Below are 22,075 nucleotides of genomic sequence, written 5' to 3'. Positions count from 1 at the left end.
ATCATTACTTTCATTATGAAACGCTTTCTTTTCATTCTATAATTCTTTGGCTAAAGTGACTTGATCTCTCAGAAGTATTCCTTCTTCATAGATTGGTTCTGGGTAGTTATTGATGAAGTAATCCTTTTCCCTTGATACTTCTTTAAATCCTTTCTTTTGATAGAGGTATAACGCTGGATTCGTAATACTTCCTGTACGGATTAATATTTTTGTTAGTTGTTTGCATTCTTTGCTAAACTGTTCGAGTGCATGGTCAATCAGCTTGCCACCGATTCCTCTTCCTTGATGCGCATCAGCAACAGAAACATTCATGATCTCACATTCCGTTTCTCTGATTTCATAAACAAGCACACCAATCACTTCATCATGCTCTTTCCAGATAAATCCATCGCCATTAGTCACATAAGCGATCACTTTGTCTTTATCAGGATCCGCTTCTAGTAGTAACGCCCATGGTAAGTCACTTTTGTTCAATTGTTGAAACATTGCTTCCTCCCATCTTATAAAAATCAATGACTCTATTTTTTGTATTTTTTATAGTCTGGCATCGTTTGATCTTCTTTATTACGTGTCAAACGAAAGTTACGAGGCACATAATCGATACCGCCTTTCACAAATGGGTGACAACGAAAGATGCGTGCTGTTCCCATTAGAGTTCCTTTGAGCGCACCATGTACTTGGATGGCTTGGATCATGTAATTGGAACAAGTTGGATAATACCGACAACTTGGTGGGAACGCAGGTGAAATAAAACGCTGGTATCCTCGAACTAAATAAATTAAAATCTTTTTCATATTTTCATCTCCATAAAAAAGAGGATTGGTCATACATCCACTTACCATCCCCTATACCCGGATAAACGGTGTTCTAAAAGCAACTCCTACAGAAATAAGCGCCAAAACCCAAAAATATGAAAAGCTATTTTCGGATTTTGGCGCTTATTTCTCGGAGCTGTACGCTTTTGCCACAACCTCTTTTTATCTTATCTGTTACCTAATTTACACACTTAACTAAAGAAATCGAAGATATGCAACCATAAGCTCGGTTGAAAGACCTTGAATGGACTTCCACCGCCAATCAAACCATATCCGATCATTGTTCCAATGATGAATAATAGGAGTACAAGTAAAATGACAGCTAAAATTTTTACCAAACTTATCAAAATATAGCGTGGATTCGTCATCTCTCGTCACATCCTTAAGCGATTGTTTGTGGTGTTTTTTCGATTGGTGTTTCTTCCACGCTTACACGTTCCACATCTGCACCTAATTGTTGCAATTTAATATGGAAATTATAATAGCCACGATCTAAATATTTCAGGTTACGAACGCGTGTGATTCCATTTGCTTTCAAACCAGCTAATACGAGCGCTGCTGCTGCTCTTAGATCTGTTGCATAGACTTCAGCACCTTGTAATTCGTGATTACCATCCATGATCGCAATGTTGCCATCGATTTTTACATGGGCATTCATTCTGCGCATTTCTTCAAGATGTTGGAAACGGTTCTCAAAGACTGTTTCAGTCACAACACTTGTACCTTCTGCAACCAACTGGATAGCAGTCATTTGTGCTTGCATATCCGTTGGGAAACCAGGATGTGGCATTGTTTTTACATCTGTTGGTAAAATATGTTTTGGTCCGATGACACGAACGCCACCGTCTTCTTCAGTGATCGTTGCACCCATTTCGATCAATTTAGAGATCAATGGACGATTATGCTCAGAAATCGCATCAGCGATCAATAGATTGCCTTCAGTCATCGCTGCTGCTACCATGAAAGTACCGGCTTCGATACGGTCTTGGACGATTGAATGGTTGACTGCATGCAAATGATCAACGCCTTCGATACGCATCGTTTCTGTACCAGCGCCATAAACATTCGCACCCATTTTATTTAAGATATTCGCTAAATCAACGATTTCAGGTTCACGTGCGACGTTTTCAATGATCGTCGTGCCTTTTGCTTTGACAGCAGCCATCATGATGTTTTGTGTCGCACCAACACTTGGAAAATCTAAATAGATCGTATTTCCGATCAGTTGATCGGCGATTGCTTCGATATAACCATTCTTTTGAATGATTTTTGCACCCAAGGCTTGAAAACCTTTTAGGTGTAAATCAATCGGACGTTTTCCAATCGCACATCCACCAGGCATTGCAACTTTGGCATGACCATTTCTAGCCAATAATGGTCCCATCACAACGATTGACGCACGCATTTGGCTTACGTATTCATAAGGTGCTTCAATTTCTAATTCTCTCGATGCATCAAGTGTCACACGATTATTCTCTTCATCAAACGCTACATCTACGTTCAAATGACGGATCACTTGATTCATAGTGAACACGTCAGAAAGAATTGGCACATTATCTAAAACGGTCGTTCCTTCTTCAGCCAATAAACTTGCGGCTAAAATCGGCAATACCGCATTCTTTGCTCCTTCGATCTTTACTGTTCCTTTTAATTGATTGCCACCTTTTACGATGATCTCTTCCATGTTGTTCCCCCCAAAAAAATCCGTTGAGTATACATTCGCTCAAAATCTTTTTTATTATATCACTTCTTGTTTTAAAATAGTACCTTTTTTTAAAATTATAGGCTGACGAAAAGATTTCGACATAGCGCAATGATCTCTAAGAAAAAACTGCTCGCTGTATACCCTAAAAAAATTGAAAAAAGGACAATTGCCATTCTAATTTGTGTCGTATGCATTGAACGAAAAAAAGCGTCAACGCGTAAAGAACGCAAAGACCAAAAGGCTAAGTAAATAAATGCCAAATGACTAACGATCCGAATGATTGCATCAATACCATATACTTTCATCATTACGCCCTTTCTAACAAATGTTTTTTATAACTAACACACTGATGATACCATAAAATTTATAAAAGTAGAAATTATTGGTTGTAAAAATGATAAATCTCTGTAATTTTCTTGACAAACTCTGAAAAATGGATGAAAAATATCATTTCTTTACACTAAAAAAATAAATTTTATCCTAACAATGAATGACAAAGAAAAGACACTACATTAATAGAAAAAATCGCAAAATTTTAACATGGTATAGTAAATCTATGTCCTTCCGTATCCTTACTGTTGACCGTTTATTAAAAAAGAAGAGATCGGAAAACACACGTGGCTGCATTAGCACCCCTAAGTGTTTGTCCCGATCTCTTCTTTTGGGAGTGGTTCTCCCTCCATAATTCAATTAATTGTCAATTATAGTAATCACTTATGTTTTGATACATTGATACGGTTCACTGCGCGGTGTAACGCAACAGTTGCTCGTTTCAGTTCATTCTTATCCTCTTTTTGTTTGGCTTCTTCGATTTGGCGTTCAGCACGTTGTTTTGCACGTTCTGCTCGAGTTACGTCGATATCTCGTTCACGTTCCGCACTATCTGCAACGATTGAAACTAAGTTATCGCGAACTTCCATGATGCCACCGTTCACAGCGATCCAGTCAACGTGTGTATCTGAATCTGTCCGTTTCACACGAACTTCATCAATTGTTAAAGGCACGATGATGGGCGCATGTTGCGGTAAAATACCAAGTTCACCAGCAGTAGTTCGTGCAACAACGATTGCCGCATGGTGATCATAAACTAAACCATCGGGAGTAACCACATTAACAGTTAAATATTGATCCATGGGGCACCCCTTTCTAGTAGCCTAGTTTTTTCGCTTTTTCGACAACGTCTTCGATTCGGCCGACACTGCGGAATGCTTCTTCAGGAAGGTCATCGTATTTACCTTCAAGAATCTCACGGAAGCCTTTGACAGTTTCTTCAACTGGTACGTAAGAACCTGGAAGACCTGTGAATTGTTCAGCTACATTGAAGTTTTGCGATAAGAAGAATTGGATTCGACGAGCGCGTGAAACCAATATTTTTTCTTGATCTGATAATTCATCCATCCCTAAAATAGCGATGATGTCTTGTAATTCACGGTAACGTTGTAATACATGTTGGACTTCAGTCGCTACTTTGTAGTGTTCTTCTCCTACGATTTCAGGAGATAACGCACTTGATGAAGAAGCAAGTGGGTCAACGGCTGGATAGATCCCTTGTTCGGTCAATTTACGTTCCAAGTTTGTCGTTGCATCTAAATGGGCAAATGTCGTTGCTGGCGCTGGGTCAGTATAGTCATCTGCTGGCACGTAGATTGCTTGGATCGACGTGATCGAACCTTTTTTCGTTGAAGTGATCCGTTCTTGGAGTTGTCCCATTTCAGTCGCTAAGGTTGGTTGATAACCAACCGCTGATGGCATACGTCCTAATAAGGCAGATACTTCCGAACCTGCTTGGGTGAACCGGAAAATATTATCAATAAATAAAAGCACGTCTTGTCCTTCGACATCACGGAAATATTCCGCAATCGTCAATCCAGTTAGTGCGACACGCATACGAGCACCTGGTGGCTCATTCATTTGTCCAAACACCATCGCTGTTTTTTCGATTACGCCTGAATCTTTCATTTCGTAATACAGATCGTTTCCTTCACGGGTACGTTCACCAACACCGGTAAACACTGAGATTCCCCCATGTTCTTGGGCGATATTATGGATCAATTCTTGGATCAGTACGGTTTTACCAACACCGGCACCCCCAAACAATCCAACTTTCCCACCTTTCAAATAAGGTGCTAATAAGTCAATGACTTTGATCCCAGTTTCAAGAATCTCTGTACTTGTGCTTAATTCATCAAAATTTGGTGCTTTCTTGTGGATCTCGCTTCTTTGTGCATCTTCTGGAAACGGTGCTTCCAAATCGATTGTTTCACCTAGCACGTTGAACACACGACCTAATGTTTCTGTTCCAACTGGTACAGAGATCGCTTTACCTGTGTCGATGACTTCCATTCCACGTTGTAGTCCATCCGTCGATTCCATTGCGATCGTACGGATCACACCGTCACCTAATTCTAATGCTGCTTCAAGAACAACTTTTGATTTTTGCTCATCATTTTTATAAACAACGAATGCGTTGTTGATATCTGGTAAGGATTGGTCTAAAGAAAATTCCACGTCGACAACGGGACCGATTACTTGAACAATCTTGCCTGAACTCATCTTTTTTCCTCCAATCTCCTTGCTATTCTAGTGCCGATGCTCCGGCAACAATTTCGGTAATTTCTTGGGTGATCGCCCCTTGTCTTGCACGGTTATAAGAAACCGTCAGATCATCGATGATGTTCGCAGCATTATCTGTTGCGGTTTTCATTGCAGTCATTCCCGCGGCATGTTCTGCCGTTTTCGCATCAACGATCGCACCATAAATCAAACTTTCGGCATATTGCGGCAACAATTGAGTCAAGATTTCTTCTTTTGAAGGTTCAAAAATATATTCTTGCTCAAAGCTTTTCGCTTCTCCCGGATCTAAATCTGAAATAGGTAACATTTTTTCTACACGAAATTGACTAGTCAATGAATTGATATGATGGTTATAACATACATACAATTCGTCAAATACTTCATTTTGATACATGGTCGTTGCCATATTCACGATTTTACGAACCTCATCAAAGCTAGGTTGATCAGACAAATTGCGCAGTTCATACGCTAAGTTGATGTCACGAGCTTTAAAGAAATCCGCTCCGGTACCACCAATGGCGATCATGACATATTCATCTGGTGATTGATGGTCTTCTTCCAAGATGGACATGGTTTGTTTCAATATGGAACTATTGTAGCCACCGACTAACCCACCATCAGCTGTGATCACGATATAACCGGTTTTTTTAACTGGTCGACTGATCAGCATACTATTATAATTGACATCTCCTCTTGGATTAGCCGAAGCAATGTCAGTTAATTGTGTTGCTGTTAGATGCGTAACGATTTCTCTCACCTTATTGGCATAAATCTGGAATTTCTGTGAAGAAGCTTCAGATTTTGTCAATTTAGAGGCTGAGACCATTTGCATGGCACGAGTGATTTGGCTCGTTTTTTTCGTTGACGCGATTCGTGTCTTGATTTCATTTAATGAAGCGCCCATTCATCTCACCTCACTATGCATTTTGAATGGATTTCAATTTATCTTCTGTTGAAGAATTATTTCCTTTTGTTGCCATAAAGATATCTTTGTACTCTTGAATTGCTTGGTTCAACGCTTCTTCTTCAGGAAGATCTTTCGTTGTACGGATCGTTTCAAAGAGATCTGCATGATTTGTCTCAAGATATTCAAATAATTCATGTTCAAAATCTAAGATGCTATCTACAGGGATACTGTCTAAGTAACCGTGTGTCAATGCATATAAGATGACTACTTGTTTTTCCACTGCAAGAGGTGCATGTAATTTTTGCTTCAAGATTTCTACTGTACGACGACCACGATTCAATTTCGCTTGTGTCGCCGCATCTAAATCAGAACCAAATTGCGTAAATGCTTCTAATTCACGGTAACTTGCTAAGTCTAGACGCAATGTTCCGGCAACTTTTTTCATTGCTTTGATCTGTGCTGAACCACCAACACGAGAAACTGATAACCCTGCATCTACGGCTGGACGAGTTCCTGCATAGAACAAATCACTTTCTAAGAAGATTTGTCCATCAGTGATTGAAATGACGTTTGTTGGAATATAAGCAGAGATATCCCCAGCTTGTGTTTCAACAAATGGTAAGGCAGTCATTGACCCTCCACCTAGATCATCACTTAATTTTGCTGCACGTTCTAACAAACGTGAGTGCAAGTAGAAAACATCCCCTGGATAGGCTTCGCGGCCTGGTGGTCGACGAAGTAATAAAGAAAGCTCACGATAGGCAACAGCTTGTTTAGATAGATCATCAAAAATGATCAATACATGTTTGCCGTTATACATGAATTCTTCACCCATAGCTGTTCCAGCATAAGGTGCGATGTATAGCAATGGTGCAGGTTGAGAAGCTCCCGCATTGACTACGATCGTATAATCCATTGCGCCATATTTTTTCAATGTTTCTACTTGTGTACGTACCGTTGAATCTTTTTGTCCAATGGCCACATAGATACAAATCATATCTTGACCTTTTTGGTTGATGATTGTATCGATTGCAATCGATGTTTTCCCTGTTTTACGGTCACCGATAACTAATTCACGTTGTCCACGTCCGATCGGTACTAACGCATCGATTGCTTTCAACCCTGTTTGCATTGGTTCGTTGACTGATTTACGTTGCATAACACCAGGTGCCATCGCTTCAACTGGACGTGTTTTGTCCGTCACGATTTCTCCTAGCCCATCAATGGGTTGTCCTAAAGGATTGACGACACGTCCGATCATTGCGTCCCCTACAGGTACTTCCATGATCTTTCCTGTGCGTTTTACTTTATCCCCTTCACGAATGGATTCAAAATCACCTAAGATAATGATTCCGACATCATTTGATTCCAAGTTTTGTGCCATACCATATGAACCGTTCGAAAATTCAAGTAGTTCACCACTCATGGCATTTTCAAGTCCATGCGCACGTGCGATTCCGTCACCAACATAAGTGACTGTACCGATTTCTTCGACTGAAAGCACGTTTTCATAATGTTCAATTTGTTCTTTAATCAAGGCACTAATTTCTTCTGCTTTGATAGCCATTCGATTCACCTACCTCTTTGTACTATCTATTTAATTGATTACGCAATTTTTCCAACTGCGTCCGAATGCTTCCGTCGATCACTTGATGATCTGCTTCTACAATTGCCCCACCAATGATCGTAGAATCAACTTGTTGCTTCAATTCGACCGTTTGATAGTTCATTGTTTTAGCGACATTTTCTTCAAGTCTAGTCAATTGTTCCGCTGAAAGTGGGACTGCTGTAGTCACACTTCCTAGTAACAAACCATTATTTTCATTGTAACGATGTTCATATTCATCGATCATCAAAGGTAGATCGTTCATCCGATTGTACATGAACACGACTTCTAAAAAGTTTTTTACGATTCCTTGATAACCACTGACTAATTTGTCCATGATCAATCGCTTTTCATGCGGTTCCAATCGAACATCACTAAGGACACTCCCTAATTCAGGAACATCAGCATAGATATTACGTAGACTAAGAAGTTCTTGGTAAATTTCTTCTGTATTATTTGAATCGATCGCCAGTTCAAATAATGCTTTTCCGTAACGTCTACCTACTGTGTATTTATCTAGTTTCATTTGACGAACCTAGACCTTCGATATATTGATTGATTAAAGATTCGTGCATTTCTGGAGATAATTCTTTATTCAAGATTTTTTCCGCGATTTGAAGAGAAAGTTCTGCTACATCGTCTTTGACTGAGTTCAAGGCCGTATCACGTTCCATCGTGATATCCGATTGGGCTTTACTTTTTAGACGAGCAACTTCTTCTTGCGTCTCCTTCAAAATATTTTGGCGGCTTAATTCTCCACTTTCTTTCGCATGTTTGATGATATCCGCAGCATCAGAGCGAGAAGCCAACAATTGTTGCTCACGTTCTTGTTCTAATTTTGCTGATTTGATGCGAGATTGTTCTGCAGAATCTAAATCATTGGCGATCTTATCTTCACGTTTTTTCAAAATATCGCTGATCGGTCCCCACGCAAAGTGTTTTAATAGGACCATTAATATCAAAAATGAGCCGCTGACAACGATGATATTACCTAACATCGGATTGCCAACTTCTGCAATTGCCAATTGATTCAGCATAGGTTAGCCTTCCTTTCTCTGAGAATCCAGTTTTCTTAGATTGCGTATTTAATAAAATAGTAGATAGCTTCTTTGACTATCGCGCAACCTGAGCATTTTTATTACACACCAAAAACTAGGATCAAGGCGATAACAACACCTAGAATAGGAACGGCTTCGACTAAGGCTACCCCAATAAACATCGTTGTACGTAATTGACCTGACATTTCAGGTTGGCGTGCCATTGATTCGATTGTTTTAGAAATTACTTGACCATTACCGTAACCAGCTCCGATAGCTGCCCCTAAGATTGCGATTGCTGCTGCGATATAATTCATAATTTACTTCCTCCTAAATAGTTTAAATAGTAATTAAATCTAGTTGTTTTACTCTTCTACTTCAATTTTGTGACTCATATATACCATTGATAAAGTGACAAAGACAAATGCTTGGATGCTTCCGATAAATAATGAGAACGCGATCCAAACCATCTCTAACGGAATTGCTAAAGGCAATGAGAACCAGCCTAAGCTTGTCATCATTTTTGCGATTAAAGTTAGCAATACTTCTCCCGCATAAATATTCCCATAAAGACGTAAAGCAAGTGTTAACAAGTTTGTGAACTCTTCGATCACCTTCATTGGAAACATAAAACTATAAGGTTTTAGGAACGAGTTGACAAAGTATCCTTTGAAGCCGAGCTTCTTCACCCCGAATAGATGAGTAAGTGTGATCATAATAAATGCCAATGTTAAAGTTACAAACGGGTCTGCTGTCGGACTTTTCCAAAGTGTCGTTTCGCTAGGTAAGACGATTTTTGTAACTAATCCGATATTGTTCGCAACAAAAACGAAGAGAAACAAGGTAAATGCCAATAAATGAAAATTATTCAATTCTTTTCTAGGCACATTATCTGTCACGATCCCTCGTGTAAAATCAATGACCCATTCAAGTGCATTTTGCTTTCCAGTTGGCTTCATCTTTAGATTTCTTGTAAAGAAGTAAACTAAAAAGAAAACGATCAAACAAGTTAACAACACCATCAAACAAACAGTTCCATCAAACCAAACCGGTCCAATGTGAAACGTTAGCGAGCGTTCATCCAATCCATTTCACCTCTTTTCCCCGAATTTCACATAAAATCAATTTCATGTGTGTATCTGGTTTTTCTTTATCGTTTTCTAACCAAACGGTATCATACCACCACGAAATAGAAATTTCAAAGTATTTTCATGAAAATTAGACACTTTTTTATTTCAGTCTAAAAATCATCAAAAACATGGATGATATGATGCCTGGAAACTCAGAAAAAACCTGTGATAATCATGTTTCATCAGATTAAATGCTAACAAATTTTATCATTAAGTAAATCTAAAAGCACCGAATATGCGAAAAAGGATAATGAAATTATCTAGAGAAATTTTTTAATGTACGATCAATTTGTCGATCCACATCTTTTCGCTTCAGATCTTCTCGCTTATCATACGATTTTTTCCCTTTGGCCAATCCGATCAAGACTTTCGCATAGCCGTCTCGGATATAGACTTTCAATGGAACAATCGTGATTCCGGTATTTTTTGTTTCATTCAATAAACGCGCAATTTGCTTTTTATGCAATAATAATTTTCTAGTTCTTAGTGGATCATGATTAAAGATATTCCCTTGTTCATAAGGGCTGACATGGACATTATGCAAAAAAGCTTCGCCGTTTCTCACACGAACAAATCCATCTTTTAAGTTGATACGACTATTGCGAATAGATTTGATCTCTGTACCTTGTAAAACCATTCCTGCTTCCATTGTGTCGATGATCGAATAATCATGGCGAGCTTTTTTATTTTGCGCAATCAGTTTTCCCTCGCCTTTTGGCATTGGACATTCCCCCAATTCATTTTCATTTTTTATTTATTTTTTCTTTTTCTTCTTGGTGACGCCTTTGTAAAAAGGTTTTTTCCCTTTTTTCCCTTTTCCTTTTTTTGGACCATATTTACTATCGGCTTTTTTCGGACGTTTTTTCTTGTCCGTTTGCCGTCCATTTGAATGTTTTGAAGAACCTCTATTCGCTTCTTTTCTTCTTCCTTTTGGCGCTTCTAACGGTGCCAATTCCTCTGCGGAGACTAATTCGAAATCAATCGCTCGCTCAGTAGGATCAGCCTTGACTACTTTTACCCGTACTTTTTGTCCGATCTTGAAGGTTAATCCTGTCCGCTCACCAACGAGCGCTAGATGGTTTTCAATGTAGTGGAAATAATCTTGTTTCAATTCATTGATATGGATCAAACCTTCTACTGTATTTGGAAGTTCGATGAATAACCCGAATTTCACCACAGAGCTGATGATCCCATCAAATTCTTCTCCCACTTTATCCATCATAAACTCGGCTTTCTTCATTGAGTCCACTTCACGTTCTGTTTCAACTGCACGTCGCTCCATTTTCGAGCTATGATCGGCAATATCAGGCAGTGCATTTTCCCAATGCGTCTGATTGCTTTCACTTGGATCTTGACCATATGAACGAATCAAACGATGCACGATCAAGTCTGGATAACGACGGATCGGTGAGGTGAAATGTGTATAGTACTCTGCTGCTAATCCGTAATGACCAAAATTATCCTCAGAATAGCGTGCTTGTTGCATACTTCTTAACAACATGGTATTGATCACTGCTGACTCCGGTTTTTCTTCAACATCTTCGATCACTTTTTGTAAGTCCTTAGGTGTGATCGTGCCCTTCGTTCCTTTGACTAAAATTCCTAAAGCAGATGCAAAATCAAAGAATCGTTGCATTTTCTCTTCTTTTGGTTGCTCATGGATACGATAAATAAAAGGGAAATTCGCACGTGAGTAATGTTCTGCTACCGTTTCATTGGCTGCTAACATAAAGGATTCAATCAAACGTTCTCCTACACCACGACTCCGCAAGAGGATATCATGAGGGTGACCGTCTGGATCAACCATGATTTTGGCTTCCCGATCTTCAAAAGAGATCGCACCACGACGAATACGCATCGTCTCTAAGATCTCATGCAACTCACTCATCGCTTGAAACATAGGAACCAATGATTCGTAGCGAGCCATCGTTTTTTCGTCTTGCTCTTCTAAGATCTGATTGACTGCTGTATAAGTCATTCGCTCTGTTGTTTGGATCACACTTGGAAAAATCTCATGAGAAACGATTTTCCCTGTTGGGTCGATCTCCATTTCACAACTCATCGTTAAACGAGGAACCTTAGGATTCAGCGAACAAATACCATTTGATAAACGTTGCGGGATCATCGGAATCACACGATCAGTCAAATACACACTCGTTCCACGTTCATAGGCTTCACGATCTAATTGACTGCCTTCTGTCACATAGTATGAAACATCAGCAATGTGGACGCCTAAAAAGTAATTTCCATTATCTAACTTTCTAACTGTGACTGCATCATCTAAATCTTTGGCATCTTCGCCATCGATCGTTACGATTAATTGGTCACGTAAATCCCTGCGACCAATCAAATCTTTGTCGCTGATACTATCCGGTACAGCATCTGCTTCGCTTAAAACATCATCCGGAAACTGGGGCGGTATCCCATTGGCTACGACAATCGATAAAATATCCATGCCGGGATCATTCTTATGGCCAATGACTTGTTTGATGATTCCTTCTAAACTCGTTGCATAACTTTTTTCTGGATAATGGGTCAATTCGATCAGCACGATACTTCCATCTACTGGACGGACACCTTCTGCTGCGGCGTACACTTTGAATTGATTCATTTTTTTATCTTTTGGAATGACTACTCCATAAAGATCCGTTTCTGCCATTTCATCTTCTGTATAGGCGATGAACTCTCCGGCAATTTGTGTGGTTGCGCGTTGACGAATCTCAACGACCTTTCCTTCGGCTCCACGATCCGAAAAGGCATCCGCCGTTTTGACGATATCGATTGCAACAGTATCTCCGTCCATCGCATAGCCAGTCGCTTCTTTGGGGATATACACATCATCTTCTTCAGGATCGATCGTGACAAACCCAAATCCTCGCTCATTTGCGCGGAACGTTCCTTCAATCAAAATAGGTTGAAGTGGCAGTTTGATTTTTCCTTTTTTGGTAAATACGATACTTTGTTCTCTTTCCATCTGTGCGATGGTTTGCACTAGTAATTTAAAATCTTCGCTTTTTTGAAAGCCAAGACCTTCAGCGATTTCTTCCATCGAAAAACTTTTCTTACGACTGCTTTCAATAAAGAAAATGATTTTTTCTTTTAATGTTTCTTTTGTCATTATTATTCCTCATTCCAAGGTAAGTTCTCTAGAAAATCCAATACATCCTTTTCAAACACTTTTCTTGCTATTCCTACTGTGATCACATGCTTACTTTCTGGATACCAGTGTAAGGAAATGTCAGTTTGCGTAAGTTTTTTTGCTGTCTCGTAGACACCATAAGGATCAATCATTTCATCTTGACCCGCTTGAGCCATGAATACTGGTTTTTGGATATCTGATAACTTACTTTCTGTTATTGCTGCTTGTTCTTGAATATCTGTTAATTGTTGCTGTACTCGTGGCCGAAAGCTTTCGACTTTTTGTTCGATCATCGACTCCGATTCACCAGCAATTTTCAAGACCTGGCGTACATAATTCTCAAAATTCTCCGGCACATGATTTTCTACTGGAGAAATTGGCGAACAAAAAAATCCGCCTCCTATCATCGAATATTCTGATAATGATCGAACGGCAAAAATGCCGCCCATCGACAATCCTAATACGGCGATGTCAGAAAATCCTTCATCGTTGAGAAACTGGATCGCTTGTTTCGTGTCTTGCCACCACGTCTCAGCGTCCTGTTCTAAGATTTCATTTGGAGCAAGCGTGCCATGTCCTGTAAACATTGGGGCATAGACCGAATAGTTTGATTTCTCTAAAAAACGGGCTAACATCCGTACATCATTTGGACTACCTGAATACGCATGCAATAAGAGGATTGCACGCTTCCCATGTTTTTCATAAATAGGTTGTGGTAGACTTTTCATTTTATTCACCTCATTAGCCTTATTTTACCATAGTTAGCAAATACCTTCTTATATAATGGTTCTTTTTCTATTCAACAAAAAAGGTCTGGGAGCATTTCGTTTCCCAGACCTTCTATTTTTTTGAACAATCGATGAACCATCCGTGTTTCCTCAAAAATCTAAATGAAGCAAATGATCACTTCTGATCATTGGTTTCGAACGATTTATTTAGAAGATAAAAATGCAAGTACGAATAACAGAATCATCCATACAGCGCCCATAACAGCTGTCGAGCGTTGCATTACTGCTTCAAATCCACGTGCTTTTTGCTTTCCGAATAATTGATCTGCGCCACCTGTAAATGCACTTGCTGCACTATTTTGTTTGCTTGGTTGCATCATGATCGCAATGACCATCATAATCGAGATGACAATGACGATCCCTAAAATAATATTATACATCAAACAGCCTCCTTTCTCAAAATATCGTCCTTCTAACTTTATCACATAACACGTCTTGTGACAACAGTGTTTCATAAGATGGCCGATGTTTTAAAGAACATTTCTAGGCTTTTTCACATCGATTTTTTTGCATGTTCTATGACAAACGCTCCCCCTGTATCCTCATCTAAAATCAATGCTTATTTGCTAACCATTGGCGCTTATTTACGCCAAACATCATGATATTCAACTTTTCTCTCAAACTCCGCTTTTGCGTAGGGACATAACGGAATCACTTTTCTGCCAGTACGTCGGGCTACTTCCACTCCTGTAGCAACCAATTTTTCTGCTAATTTCTGTCCACGAAATGCAGGATCAACAAATGTATGATCAATGATCATAATATCAGGACCAGCATCAGACCACGTCATTTCTCCTATTTCACTTTGTTCATCGTCCAATAACACTAAGCGATTCTTTTCTTCTTTGATTTCCATCATTTCACTCTCCCAACCCTAAACTAACGAACAATTTCTTTATTCAACTTAAATTTTAACAGTCCTATTTTTTTCAAACAAACATTTTTACTTATAGACCCACTCTTTGCTCAATGAATGAAAAAATCACTGTCCAGTAGGTCTCTGGATCTTTACTGACTGCTTCTAAATGTTCTGCTCCAGGCACTAGCAGTAAGGCTTTATCTCCTGCCGTTGCATTTTGGATCGTATAAGCTGCTTCCATCGGAACAAAATGATCATGTTCACCATGGATGATCAGAACGGGTAAATGATTGCTCCCTAACTGTCTCGTTGCTGATGCCTGTTTCAAAGAATAGCCTGCATATTTTTGTGCGTAACGATTTGCATGTCGCATAATGATTTTTTTTGGAAAAACTGTCAATTTGCTTAACATATAACGAAATTCTGAATAAACGGATACAAAGCCACTATCAAGAATTAATCCTTTGACAGCACTCGGCAATTTCTCTCCACTAGCCATCATGATCGTAGAAGCACCCATTGAGCCTCCATGTAAGATGATCTTAGCCTCTGGCTCTCGTTGCAAGATCTCATTGATCCAGAGTATCAGATCTAATCGGTCCAACCAGCCCATCCCAATGATCTCCCCTTCACTTTCCCCATGGGCACGCAAATCAGGGATCAATACATTGAAGCCTTTTTCTGCATACTTTTTTCCGATATAAGACATGTCTTTTTTTCCTGTGCTGCGATAGTCATGGACACAGACTACCCATTTACCTTTGTTCGAATAAGCAGAGAATATTCTACCCTTCAATTTTAACCCCTCTTGACTTTTGGTCATTATGGGTTCTCCTTGTTGCCAAAAATCTTCTGCTAGATCTTCTAAACGTTGGCGTTGCTCTTCAACTGTCGTCAAAGAGGCAGGGTCCATGAGTTGATGCCCTGTCTCTTCATACCAAGCATAACCACGTTGTAATCCAGTTTTGATCAACTTCTTTGCGTACAGATAAGCAATAAAATGATAACTACCGATCATTAATAACATCATTAATAAACTATAAAAAACAATCACTTGCATCCCACACTTTCTACTTGGTGATCGAAATTAAAAAATCAAGTATGTTAAATGGTGCTCTAGTTTTCACACACGTATTTCAACGTTCATTTCTATTGTACCACTTTCTATCAAAGAGACAGACGAGGAACCATTGACTTGCTGTAATTTTAAACCTATCGTTCCCTATAATGATCTTCTCTTCTTACTGCTAACACTCATAAGAAAAAATGAATTGTTTGTATAACATTTACATTCTCCATAAAAATAAGTATACTAATGCCGTGCATTGGAATCAAGGGTTGACCCCTTGGACTGGTTCGGAAACTTCCCAGGATAAAAAACTAAGTGTCTCTAAAGAAAGGAGATTGGAAATAATGCGAAAAGTTATTATTGATTGCGATCCCGGTATCGATGATACATTAGCGCTATTGTTTGCATTAAAATCACCAGAAATCGAAGTTGTCGCAATCACCACCGTTTGTGGGAACGTCCCTGTACATTTGGGAACTGAAAATGTGATCCGTTGTTTGGAACGTTGTGACCGTTTAGACATCCCTGTTTATCAAGGTTCTGCAACACCACTCAACATGCCATTTATCAGCGCTCAAGATACTCACGGCATGGACGGTCTAGGGGAAACGAACTTCCCATTAGAAACAGACAAGCAAGCCGAAACGATTCACGCTGTTGATTTTTTAGCGAGTTATTTTGCTGAACAAAAAGATACTTCAGTGATTGCGTTAGGGCCGCTAACAAATGTCGCTTCTGCTTTACAACAGAATCCACAAATAGGAAAAAACATGGATCGATTTGTTTCGATGGGTGGCACGTATAAAAGCCACGGCAATTGTTCACCTGTAGCAGAATACAATTACTGGTGTGACCCTGATGCCGCAGCTTATGTATTTAAACATCTTGGTCAAATGATCGAGATGGTCGGTTTAGACGTGACACGAGAAATCGTATTTACACCAACGATCCTAGAATATTGTTGCCAACTTGCGCCCGAAGAAGGCAACTATTTAAAAGCAATCACACGCTTTTACTTTGACTTTCATTGGCAGCAAGAACGCGTCCTAGGTTGTGTCATCAATGATCCTTTGGCCGTTGCGTATTTCATCGATGAACAATTGTGCCAAGGATTCACTAGCTATACTGCTGTTGAAACACAAGGCATCAGCCGCGGACAAACCTTGGTTGATCGTTATGATTTTTGGCAGAAAAAACCAAACAGTCTAATCATGACAGATGTTGACACCTCTCTTTTTTTCCGGAAGTTTTTAGCCGTTCTTTTACATGCACAAGAAGAATTGATAAAAAATGATCTGGAAAGATTAAAGATAGGATGAAAAAAGATGGCACAAAAGAAAATCACGACAAGAATGATCACAATCATGGCACTAAGTATCGGAATCAACTTTCTCGGTGGAACGATTGCTTTATGGCTCCGTTTACCGATTTATCTTGATTCGATCGGTACGATTTTTGCAGGTGCCTTACTTGGACCAATTCCTGGGGTTTTAACAGGATTGAGTAGTAGCTTACTTAGTGGCGTGACGATGGATATGTTCTCTTTGTATTATTCCCCGATACAAATCATTACTGGGTTATTAGCGGGGTTGATTTTACCACAGAAATTACAGGCGCAAGGTTTGAAGAGTAAACTTTCATTATTCGCATGGACGTTTGTCCTTTCAGCGCCTGGAACCATACTATCATCGATTATCACGATCCAATTATTTGGTGGTATCACTTCATCAGGTTCAAGTACCATTGTCCAACTTCTTTACGGATTAGGACTAAACCAAGCTGTAAGTGTCACGATTGTTCAAGCAGCGACAGATTATTTAGATCGGCTGCTATCGGTCCTTGTCGTTTCACTTGTTGTGTTGAAATTACCAAACCAAGTAGTGGCAAAGACAAGAAATCGTTGATGAGTATTTGTACTATAGCTAATCACTAAATGCAAATACCCGAACGTCGAATCAATTTCTATCATCTCTATGAGAAGGAATTGATCCATCGTTCGGGTATTGTTTGTTATCCAAAAGGTTTTGTCTCTTGTTTGACTGAAAGAAACTTTCCTAAATCCAGCATCCTATCATTCCATCAACAAGGCACTATCCTGGACTTTAATATTTTTTTCTCGATCTTTATACGTGATCGGTCGGATCACTTTACACGGATTCCCCGCAGCAATCACATTTTCTGGTATATCTTTTGTTACCACACTTCCTGCCCCAATGATGCTATTTGCACCAATCGTCACCCCTTGAAGAACATGGACTCCCGCTCCTAACCAAACTTTATCGCCAATATGGATCGGCTTCGCATAAACGACATGATCGGCACGTTCCAACGGATCTTCTGCATGATTGGCTGCATACAAACCAACTCTCGGCCCTACATAGACATCATTTCCGATCGTCACCTCATGACAATCAAGAATGATCATATCATGGTTCAAATAAACATTATTTCCTATAGAAATGTTGAATCCAAACTCACATTGAAAATTCGACTCGATATAGACATTCTCACCCATTGAAGCGAATAGTGCCCGTAAAATGGGGTATTTATAATGATTTTCTGAATTCACGAGAAAATTGTATCTCCTGCATTGTCTCAATGCATGATTTCTTGCGTGTACTACTTTAGAGTCCATATCATCGTATGGTAAACCTGTATTGGTTATCTGTTTCACATCATTTTCGCTCATCTTTCTCCCCCTATTATCTTATTTGCTTACATGTATTATAACAGAGAGTCTATTTTCTATAAGGATGAGAGATTTGTGAAAGATCGTGACAGTGTTTTTCTAGTAATCGGTTTCGTGAATTCGCTCTATCTCTTTTCGATAGGAGCTTGTTAATTCTTGCTCTTTTTCTTCTAATTGTCGTGCATAGTTTTGAGCCGTATGGATCAGGTTACGATTGATTGCCTCCATTTGATGATAGAATTGTCGGCTATCCCAATGTTCATTCTTCGTCAAATACATGATTTTTTGTACCAATTGATCTGTTTCTCTCCTAAAGTTTACTAACTGATGATTGATTTCTTCTTGTTGACGGTGTATTTGACGTTTGTTTTGATAGAATTGCTCCTCTAAATTTTGTAGTTTATGTTGTTTCTCTACTGTCCCCATTCTTTACCCCCTTTTCACAGGTGTGACCAATGTTGGTTGTTTCATTTGTTTGACATACTGTTCTGCTGCAACGGCACTTTTCCCTTCTAAAGCGCCTTTCAAAGTAGACGGTAAGATACTATTTGTTTGTTGATACATTCCTTCTGAGATCTCTTTTAGGAATTCGATTGAAGTTAACTTGGTCTGAATGATGCGACTTTCCTTTGCCAGAATCAGCGCTTGTATGGCTACTCGTTCCCGTTCCTTTTGTTCTTGTCCAAGTCTTTCTAGAAATTCTTGTAATTCTCTATTTTCCATAGATAAACTCCTTTCACTTGTTTTTGAACAAAATATTTCCTGCCTGTCTGTCATACTCTGTAAGATGATTTGCTACTATCGCTAGTTTATTACTAAACTCCTCCAGCTTCTCTTTATATTGTTTCACTTGATTCGTATTTAATGAGGCTTGTCCGCTGTCCCATAAATTATTTTTTCCATATGGGGAAACCATCTCTTGTACTTCCCAATAAGTCAAATAGTTTCTTATCATTCCAACACCATCTAATAGTTCTTTCGCTGTTGCCGTAATCTCATCTTCGAATTCTTTTTGGGCATTTTTAAAGATGGTCTCGTACTCTTCCCCTATATTTTTCGCCTTTTGGATGATCGATTGAACTAATTCCGATTGTAAACTGATTTTTTTTGAACCTGAAGCATGAGAAATTCTTTTATGTAATTCGTTGACCGTCTCGTTCCATTCACTAGCAACTTTTGTCTCTGCAATAATCTTGGCATATTCTTTTTCAAAATCTTTATACTCTCCAGAGAGCAATAATTTTATGACTTCTGTAAAAGATAACCCACCTTCTGGTTTTTCTTTTACTACACGTTTCAAATATTTATCTATCAATTGGGAAACCTTTACCCCCGCAGCAAAAATGTAGCCATGTTCCTTTAAATTAGCTTCCTGAAGTGTTCCATCAGGATTTATTTGAAACTGTCCAAAGTCGTGGCTAGAGCCGTTTTGATCTTCCATATCAAACGTCGTGTTAAAAGATTTAGGTAATAAGTAACGAACATTCCCGATCTCATCTAGCCCAGGCTTATTTCTGTTCAACATGGAAACAATATCAACAGCATTGACATAATAGTCGATTTTCCCCTGCTCTTCCAACTCCTGGATATTTTTTTGTGCCTGTTCCGACATTCTATTAATACTTTCACGCGCATCAGGTCCTTGAAACAAAACTACTTTGTCGATTTTAGCAATATCTTTTTCAGGGAGATTCGCCACAGCCTGAATCGACACCATCGTTCCCAAAGAATGACCTGTGACAGACATTGTGGCATTAAGTGCTTGTGTGGTCATTTCCGTTATCTTCTGGTGCATAGCTTGATTTGCTAATTTTGCCTGTGGAATATAGGCATTTTTTGTTATAAATGCCTGATTATTATGCCACCAGTCATTGAGATTCAAATTACTTGAAGAAATACCATCACTGCCTCTAGTAACAAAATAAGTATGTTTAGTCTCTATCGACAATTTAGGCGTGTCTGTCACATAATAAGCATTGAACCCAGCTTTCTCATCCGTCAAAAGACCTTGCTTGTATGTGTTTTTCACATAGCTCTGCACTTCATAGCCTCCGTTTACTTTCGGCACTCGTATGTTTCCTAGCTCCTTGACTGTTTTGACGGTGGTATCGGGTTGGAGGTAGACCACACCGTTGTTGGGTAACTCTTTTCCCCCTTTTGTTAACTTTCCATTAATTTTTTTATCTTTGGAGAAGTCAAATTTTATTACTCTCTCTTTATTTTGGTAACTTGTAAAAGAATTGGGACGATTATTATAAGCACTTTCTGCTAGGCCAGCAAAAATATTATCAAAACTCTCTAAATTACTCATAAATCATTCCTCCTACATATAATGAGCTTAAAAGCCCTATTGTATCAAGTTTAGGCATATTTTTTTCATCTACTCCGAAACTTAATATAAAGTTTGACTCCTTAATATCATTAAATCTCCCATTAATGGTCATTAATTTTCCAGCGCCCCTAGGTGTACCATTTCCTATATCAGCGACTTTCACACTATCCCATTCATACTTAACACTTTGAATTTTTGGGTTTTGAGATTTCACATACTCAGTCATTTTATTTTCGTGTTCTTTCAAAAAAGCAATTTGTCTTTCTTTTTCTGGTGGTTCGCTCATTTTATCCACTCCTATCGTCATCAAAAGAACTAATAATACACCTATACTTACTAGAATCAGCCATTTTTTCTTTCCCAATTGATTATCCCTCATTCCTTACTCTTCAAATTCTCGGATACTTTTTGTGTATATTCTGTCAGCACATCAATACTTGCTAGTATTTTCTACTTGTACTACTGTTTACTCATCTGCTTCGTTCATTATTACTATACGTAATTTTTGCCTATTTAAATTAAAATTTACTGGATAAGGAGCATATACGTCGTATACGGTTAATTTTAGTCTTATACGCTCATAAAAAAATGCTTACTTCGTCAAATCATTCTACTGGGAGAGGATAACTATGCTAAGAAAAACAAGACTAGTAGTTGGTTCTATTATTTTAGGAATGTTAGGTTTTAGCCTGATGCTAGTAACGATGGTTCGAAAAAACAACTTTAATAGGGAGCTTAAATTAAACGCAAATTACTACGATCATTCAGAAGAGTCTCTGTTTATTTTGAAAAATCACAAAGAATAAAGGATTGTTTGTTTTGTGGACGATACCAGATATGGATGTGTCCTTTACTTCACGTATCTCTTGTTTGGTGTATTACATAATAAAGTAAATCGGCTATAATGAAGTTGACCGCCTCTTTTTAATAATAAAAAGCCATTATATACATATTAAAACTCACTATATTCATATTCATTACTCAAACATCATTCGGAAGTGACCTATCATGAAAAACCAACTCGCTTTTAAATTTTTACCCAAGTTATGGACTTCTATTTTTTTATCTTGTGGTGATTGCTATTGGCTCATTCATGTATTTATCAAAGTATTGGAATATTATGATTTTCACCTCTATCTATCCTGATTTTCATCTTCATATCTCAAACTTTTCAATTAGCTTGATTTTAGGTTTGATTCCATATTTTTGGTTATTGATGGGGATACAATTCAATTATGTAATTATATTTTCTTTCCTCTTACTCGTAGTAAATACGCTATGCGAAACTGTCTTCGGATTCATAAACACACCTGATCTTATTGATATGTGTTTTGGCTTTGTTGGTACTGGAATTTCTTTTCTGACATTGTTAATCATTTATACATTCGGACTTTTACCTACTAAAGAAACCACATAATTTTTCAA

The 22,075-nt window shown here is 38.6% G+C and carries 26 protein-coding genes, 1 pseudogene and 1 riboswitch; of the genes and pseudogenes, 3 read left to right on the top strand and 24 right to left on the bottom strand.

What is annotated here, in order from left to right; genetic code table 11:
- Positions 1–36 precede the first annotated feature (36 nt).
- From P3R27_RS02335 to P3R27_RS02245, 19 genes are all read right to left on the bottom strand, one after another.
- Positions 37–486, bottom strand: coding sequence for a GNAT family N-acetyltransferase (locus tag P3R27_RS02335; RefSeq protein ID WP_034687436.1), 450 nt, complete (start codon positions 484–486; stop codon positions 37–39).
- Positions 487–518: 32 nt separating this feature from the next.
- Positions 519–794, bottom strand: a complete 276-nt coding sequence (gene yidD / locus P3R27_RS02330) for a membrane protein insertion efficiency factor YidD (RefSeq protein WP_034687566.1) — start codon at positions 792–794, stop codon at positions 519–521.
- Between the two features lie 212 nt (positions 795–1,006).
- Positions 1,007–1,183: a DNA-directed RNA polymerase subunit beta gene (locus tag P3R27_RS02325; protein ID WP_080693132.1), complete on the bottom strand. Its 177-nt coding sequence runs from the start codon at positions 1,181–1,183 to the stop codon at positions 1,007–1,009.
- Between the two features lie 14 nt (positions 1,184–1,197).
- Complete coding sequence (murA, locus tag P3R27_RS02320; protein ID WP_034687438.1) at positions 1,198–2,499, bottom strand: UDP-N-acetylglucosamine 1-carboxyvinyltransferase; 1,302 nt, start codon at positions 2,497–2,499, stop codon at positions 1,198–1,200.
- A gap of 95 nt (positions 2,500–2,594) precedes the next feature.
- On the bottom strand, positions 2,595–2,825 hold the full coding sequence (locus tag P3R27_RS02315; protein WP_301356519.1) for a DUF1146 family protein: 231 nt from the start codon (positions 2,823–2,825) through the stop codon (positions 2,595–2,597).
- A 405-nt stretch (positions 2,826–3,230) separates the two neighbouring features.
- Positions 3,231–3,653, bottom strand: coding sequence for a F0F1 ATP synthase subunit epsilon (locus P3R27_RS02310; protein ID WP_010734892.1), 423 nt, complete (start codon positions 3,651–3,653; stop codon positions 3,231–3,233).
- Between the two features lie 13 nt (positions 3,654–3,666).
- On the bottom strand, positions 3,667–5,073 hold the full coding sequence (gene atpD, locus P3R27_RS02305) for a F0F1 ATP synthase subunit beta (protein WP_034687440.1): 1,407 nt from the start codon (positions 5,071–5,073) through the stop codon (positions 3,667–3,669).
- A gap of 22 nt (positions 5,074–5,095) precedes the next feature.
- The gene (locus P3R27_RS02300; protein WP_010734890.1) at positions 5,096–5,998 is read right to left on the bottom strand and encodes a F0F1 ATP synthase subunit gamma; all 903 of its coding nucleotides are present in this window, start codon (positions 5,996–5,998) and stop codon (positions 5,096–5,098) included.
- Positions 5,999–6,011: 13 nt separating this feature from the next.
- The gene (gene atpA, locus P3R27_RS02295; protein WP_010734889.1) at positions 6,012–7,568 is read right to left on the bottom strand and encodes a F0F1 ATP synthase subunit alpha; all 1,557 of its coding nucleotides are present in this window, start codon (positions 7,566–7,568) and stop codon (positions 6,012–6,014) included.
- Between the two features lie 22 nt (positions 7,569–7,590).
- The gene (gene atpH / locus P3R27_RS02290; RefSeq protein ID WP_034687442.1) at positions 7,591–8,133 is read right to left on the bottom strand and encodes an ATP synthase F1 subunit delta; all 543 of its coding nucleotides are present in this window, start codon (positions 8,131–8,133) and stop codon (positions 7,591–7,593) included.
- On the bottom strand, positions 8,120–8,644 hold the full coding sequence (gene atpF, locus P3R27_RS02285) for a F0F1 ATP synthase subunit B (RefSeq protein ID WP_010734887.1): 525 nt from the start codon (positions 8,642–8,644) through the stop codon (positions 8,120–8,122). Before atpF ends, atpH begins: the two co-directional genes overlap by 14 nt.
- Positions 8,645–8,745: 101 nt before the next feature.
- Positions 8,746–8,961, bottom strand: coding sequence for an ATP synthase F0 subunit C (gene atpE, locus P3R27_RS02280; RefSeq protein WP_010734886.1), 216 nt, complete (start codon positions 8,959–8,961; stop codon positions 8,746–8,748).
- Between the two features lie 48 nt (positions 8,962–9,009).
- Complete coding sequence (gene atpB, locus P3R27_RS02275) at positions 9,010–9,729, bottom strand: F0F1 ATP synthase subunit A (RefSeq protein WP_010734885.1); 720 nt, start codon at positions 9,727–9,729, stop codon at positions 9,010–9,012.
- A gap of 301 nt (positions 9,730–10,030) precedes the next feature.
- On the bottom strand, positions 10,031–10,495 hold the full coding sequence (smpB, locus tag P3R27_RS02270; protein WP_010734884.1) for an SsrA-binding protein SmpB: 465 nt from the start codon (positions 10,493–10,495) through the stop codon (positions 10,031–10,033).
- A gap of 33 nt (positions 10,496–10,528) precedes the next feature.
- A complete protein-coding gene (gene rnr, locus P3R27_RS02265; RefSeq protein ID WP_126134234.1) occupies positions 10,529–12,892 on the bottom strand; it encodes a ribonuclease R in 2,364 nt (787 codons plus the stop codon).
- Positions 12,893–12,894: 2 nt separating this feature from the next.
- Positions 12,895–13,641, bottom strand: coding sequence for an alpha/beta hydrolase (locus P3R27_RS02260; RefSeq protein WP_034687447.1), 747 nt, complete (start codon positions 13,639–13,641; stop codon positions 12,895–12,897).
- A gap of 203 nt (positions 13,642–13,844) precedes the next feature.
- On the bottom strand, positions 13,845–14,081 hold the full coding sequence (gene secG / locus P3R27_RS02255) for a preprotein translocase subunit SecG (RefSeq protein WP_010734881.1): 237 nt from the start codon (positions 14,079–14,081) through the stop codon (positions 13,845–13,847).
- Between the two features lie 200 nt (positions 14,082–14,281).
- Positions 14,282–14,557 (bottom strand): GNAT family N-acetyltransferase, encoded by a 276-nt coding sequence (locus P3R27_RS02250; protein WP_034687450.1) that lies wholly within the window; start codon positions 14,555–14,557, stop codon positions 14,282–14,284.
- Between the two features lie 91 nt (positions 14,558–14,648).
- Positions 14,649–15,620: an alpha/beta hydrolase gene (locus P3R27_RS02245; RefSeq protein WP_034687452.1), complete on the bottom strand. Its 972-nt coding sequence runs from the start codon at positions 15,618–15,620 to the stop codon at positions 14,649–14,651.
- 285 nt (positions 15,621–15,905) lie between these two features.
- Positions 15,906–15,950, top strand: a riboswitch (PreQ1 riboswitch).
- Positions 15,951–15,973: 23 nt separating this feature from the next.
- Here P3R27_RS02245 and P3R27_RS02240 point away from each other — a divergent pair.
- Together P3R27_RS02240 and P3R27_RS02235 are read left to right on the top strand one after the other, a co-directional pair.
- The gene (locus P3R27_RS02240; RefSeq protein WP_126134235.1) at positions 15,974–16,948 is read left to right on the top strand and encodes a nucleoside hydrolase; all 975 of its coding nucleotides are present in this window, start codon (positions 15,974–15,976) and stop codon (positions 16,946–16,948) included.
- A gap of 6 nt (positions 16,949–16,954) precedes the next feature.
- Positions 16,955–17,533: an ECF transporter S component gene (locus P3R27_RS02235; protein WP_034687455.1), complete on the top strand. Its 579-nt coding sequence runs from the start codon at positions 16,955–16,957 to the stop codon at positions 17,531–17,533.
- A gap of 167 nt (positions 17,534–17,700) precedes the next feature.
- On the opposite strand, the gene P3R27_RS02230 is transcribed toward P3R27_RS02235, so the two are convergent.
- From P3R27_RS02230 to P3R27_RS02210, 5 genes are all read right to left on the bottom strand, one after another.
- Positions 17,701–18,318, bottom strand: coding sequence for a sugar O-acetyltransferase (locus tag P3R27_RS02230; protein WP_034687457.1), 618 nt, complete (start codon positions 18,316–18,318; stop codon positions 17,701–17,703).
- Between the two features lie 99 nt (positions 18,319–18,417).
- Positions 18,418–18,744: a hypothetical protein gene (locus P3R27_RS02225; RefSeq protein ID WP_301356517.1), complete on the bottom strand. Its 327-nt coding sequence runs from the start codon at positions 18,742–18,744 to the stop codon at positions 18,418–18,420.
- A gap of 3 nt (positions 18,745–18,747) precedes the next feature.
- Entirely contained in the window at positions 18,748–19,041 is a 294-nt protein-coding gene (locus P3R27_RS02220) for a hypothetical protein (RefSeq protein WP_034687461.1), read from the bottom strand.
- Between the two features lie 13 nt (positions 19,042–19,054).
- Positions 19,055–20,629 (bottom strand): lipase family protein, encoded by a 1,575-nt coding sequence (locus tag P3R27_RS02215; RefSeq protein WP_126134236.1) that lies wholly within the window; start codon positions 20,627–20,629, stop codon positions 19,055–19,057.
- Positions 20,622–21,014 carry a hypothetical protein gene (locus tag P3R27_RS02210; RefSeq protein WP_241234769.1) on the bottom strand — a complete coding sequence of 131 codons (393 nt, stop codon included), beginning with the start codon at positions 21,012–21,014 and terminating at the stop codon, positions 20,622–20,624. The genes P3R27_RS02215 and P3R27_RS02210 overlap by 8 nt, the downstream gene beginning before the upstream one ends.
- A gap of 644 nt (positions 21,015–21,658) precedes the next feature.
- On the opposite strand from P3R27_RS02210, the pseudogene P3R27_RS02205 reads away from it, so the two are divergent.
- A pseudogene (locus tag P3R27_RS02205) lies at positions 21,659–22,067 on the top strand (hypothetical protein).
- Positions 22,068–22,075: the final 8 nt, after the last annotated feature.

The sequence above is a fragment of the Enterococcus spodopteracolus genome (assembly GCF_030441955.1).
Taxonomy (GTDB): Bacteria; Bacillota; Bacilli; order Lactobacillales; family Enterococcaceae; genus Enterococcus_B; species Enterococcus_B spodopteracolus.
This window is presented reverse-complemented; position numbering and strand designations above follow the sequence as displayed.

Excerpts from the sequence above, each read along its gene's own strand:
- P3R27_RS02310 (WP_010734892.1), bottom strand. The coding sequence starts at position 3,653 with ATGGATCAATATTTAACTGTTAATGTGGTTACTCCCGATGGTTTAGTT.
- atpD (WP_034687440.1), bottom strand. The coding sequence starts at position 5,073 with ATGAGTTCAGGCAAGATTGTTCAAGTAATCGGTCCCGTTGTCGACGTG.
- P3R27_RS02215 (WP_126134236.1), bottom strand. The coding sequence starts at position 20,629 with ATGAGTAATTTAGAGAGTTTTGATAATATTTTTGCTGGCCTAGCAGAA.
- yidD (WP_034687566.1), bottom strand. The coding sequence starts at position 794 with ATGAAAAAGATTTTAATTTATTTAGTTCGAGGATACCAGCGTTTTATT.
- atpH (WP_034687442.1), bottom strand. The coding sequence starts at position 8,133 with ATGAAACTAGATAAATACACAGTAGGTAGACGTTACGGAAAAGCATTA.
- P3R27_RS02335 (WP_034687436.1), bottom strand. The coding sequence starts at position 486 with ATGTTTCAACAATTGAACAAAAGTGACTTACCATGGGCGTTACTACTA.
- P3R27_RS02240 (WP_126134235.1), top strand. The coding sequence starts at position 15,974 with ATGCGAAAAGTTATTATTGATTGCGATCCCGGTATCGATGATACATTA.
- P3R27_RS02225 (WP_301356517.1), bottom strand. The coding sequence starts at position 18,744 with ATGGGGACAGTAGAGAAACAACATAAACTACAAAATTTAGAGGAGCAA.
- P3R27_RS02325 (WP_080693132.1), bottom strand. The coding sequence starts at position 1,183 with ATGACGAATCCACGCTATATTTTGATAAGTTTGGTAAAAATTTTAGCT.
- P3R27_RS02245 (WP_034687452.1), bottom strand. The coding sequence starts at position 15,620 with ATGCAAGTGATTGTTTTTTATAGTTTATTAATGATGTTATTAATGATC.
- P3R27_RS02230 (WP_034687457.1), bottom strand. The coding sequence starts at position 18,318 with ATGAGCGAAAATGATGTGAAACAGATAACCAATACAGGTTTACCATAC.
- P3R27_RS02315 (WP_301356519.1), bottom strand. The coding sequence starts at position 2,825 with ATGAAAGTATATGGTATTGATGCAATCATTCGGATCGTTAGTCATTTG.
- P3R27_RS02250 (WP_034687450.1), bottom strand. The coding sequence starts at position 14,557 with ATGGAAATCAAAGAAGAAAAGAATCGCTTAGTGTTATTGGACGATGAA.
- atpF (WP_010734887.1), bottom strand. The coding sequence starts at position 8,644 with ATGCTGAATCAATTGGCAATTGCAGAAGTTGGCAATCCGATGTTAGGT.
- P3R27_RS02260 (WP_034687447.1), bottom strand. The coding sequence starts at position 13,641 with ATGAAAAGTCTACCACAACCTATTTATGAAAAACATGGGAAGCGTGCA.
- secG (WP_010734881.1), bottom strand. The coding sequence starts at position 14,081 with ATGTATAATATTATTTTAGGGATCGTCATTGTCATCTCGATTATGATG.
- murA (WP_034687438.1), bottom strand. The coding sequence starts at position 2,499 with ATGGAAGAGATCATCGTAAAAGGTGGCAATCAATTAAAAGGAACAGTA.
- rnr (WP_126134234.1), bottom strand. The coding sequence starts at position 12,892 with ATGACAAAAGAAACATTAAAAGAAAAAATCATTTTCTTTATTGAAAGC.
- atpE (WP_010734886.1), bottom strand. The coding sequence starts at position 8,961 with ATGAATTATATCGCAGCAGCAATCGCAATCTTAGGGGCAGCTATCGGA.
- smpB (WP_010734884.1), bottom strand. The coding sequence starts at position 10,495 with ATGCCAAAAGGCGAGGGAAAACTGATTGCGCAAAATAAAAAAGCTCGC.
- atpA (WP_010734889.1), bottom strand. The coding sequence starts at position 7,568 with ATGGCTATCAAAGCAGAAGAAATTAGTGCCTTGATTAAAGAACAAATT.
- P3R27_RS02300 (WP_010734890.1), bottom strand. The coding sequence starts at position 5,998 with ATGGGCGCTTCATTAAATGAAATCAAGACACGAATCGCGTCAACGAAA.
- P3R27_RS02220 (WP_034687461.1), bottom strand. The coding sequence starts at position 19,041 with ATGGAAAATAGAGAATTACAAGAATTTCTAGAAAGACTTGGACAAGAA.
- P3R27_RS02235 (WP_034687455.1), top strand. The coding sequence starts at position 16,955 with ATGGCACAAAAGAAAATCACGACAAGAATGATCACAATCATGGCACTA.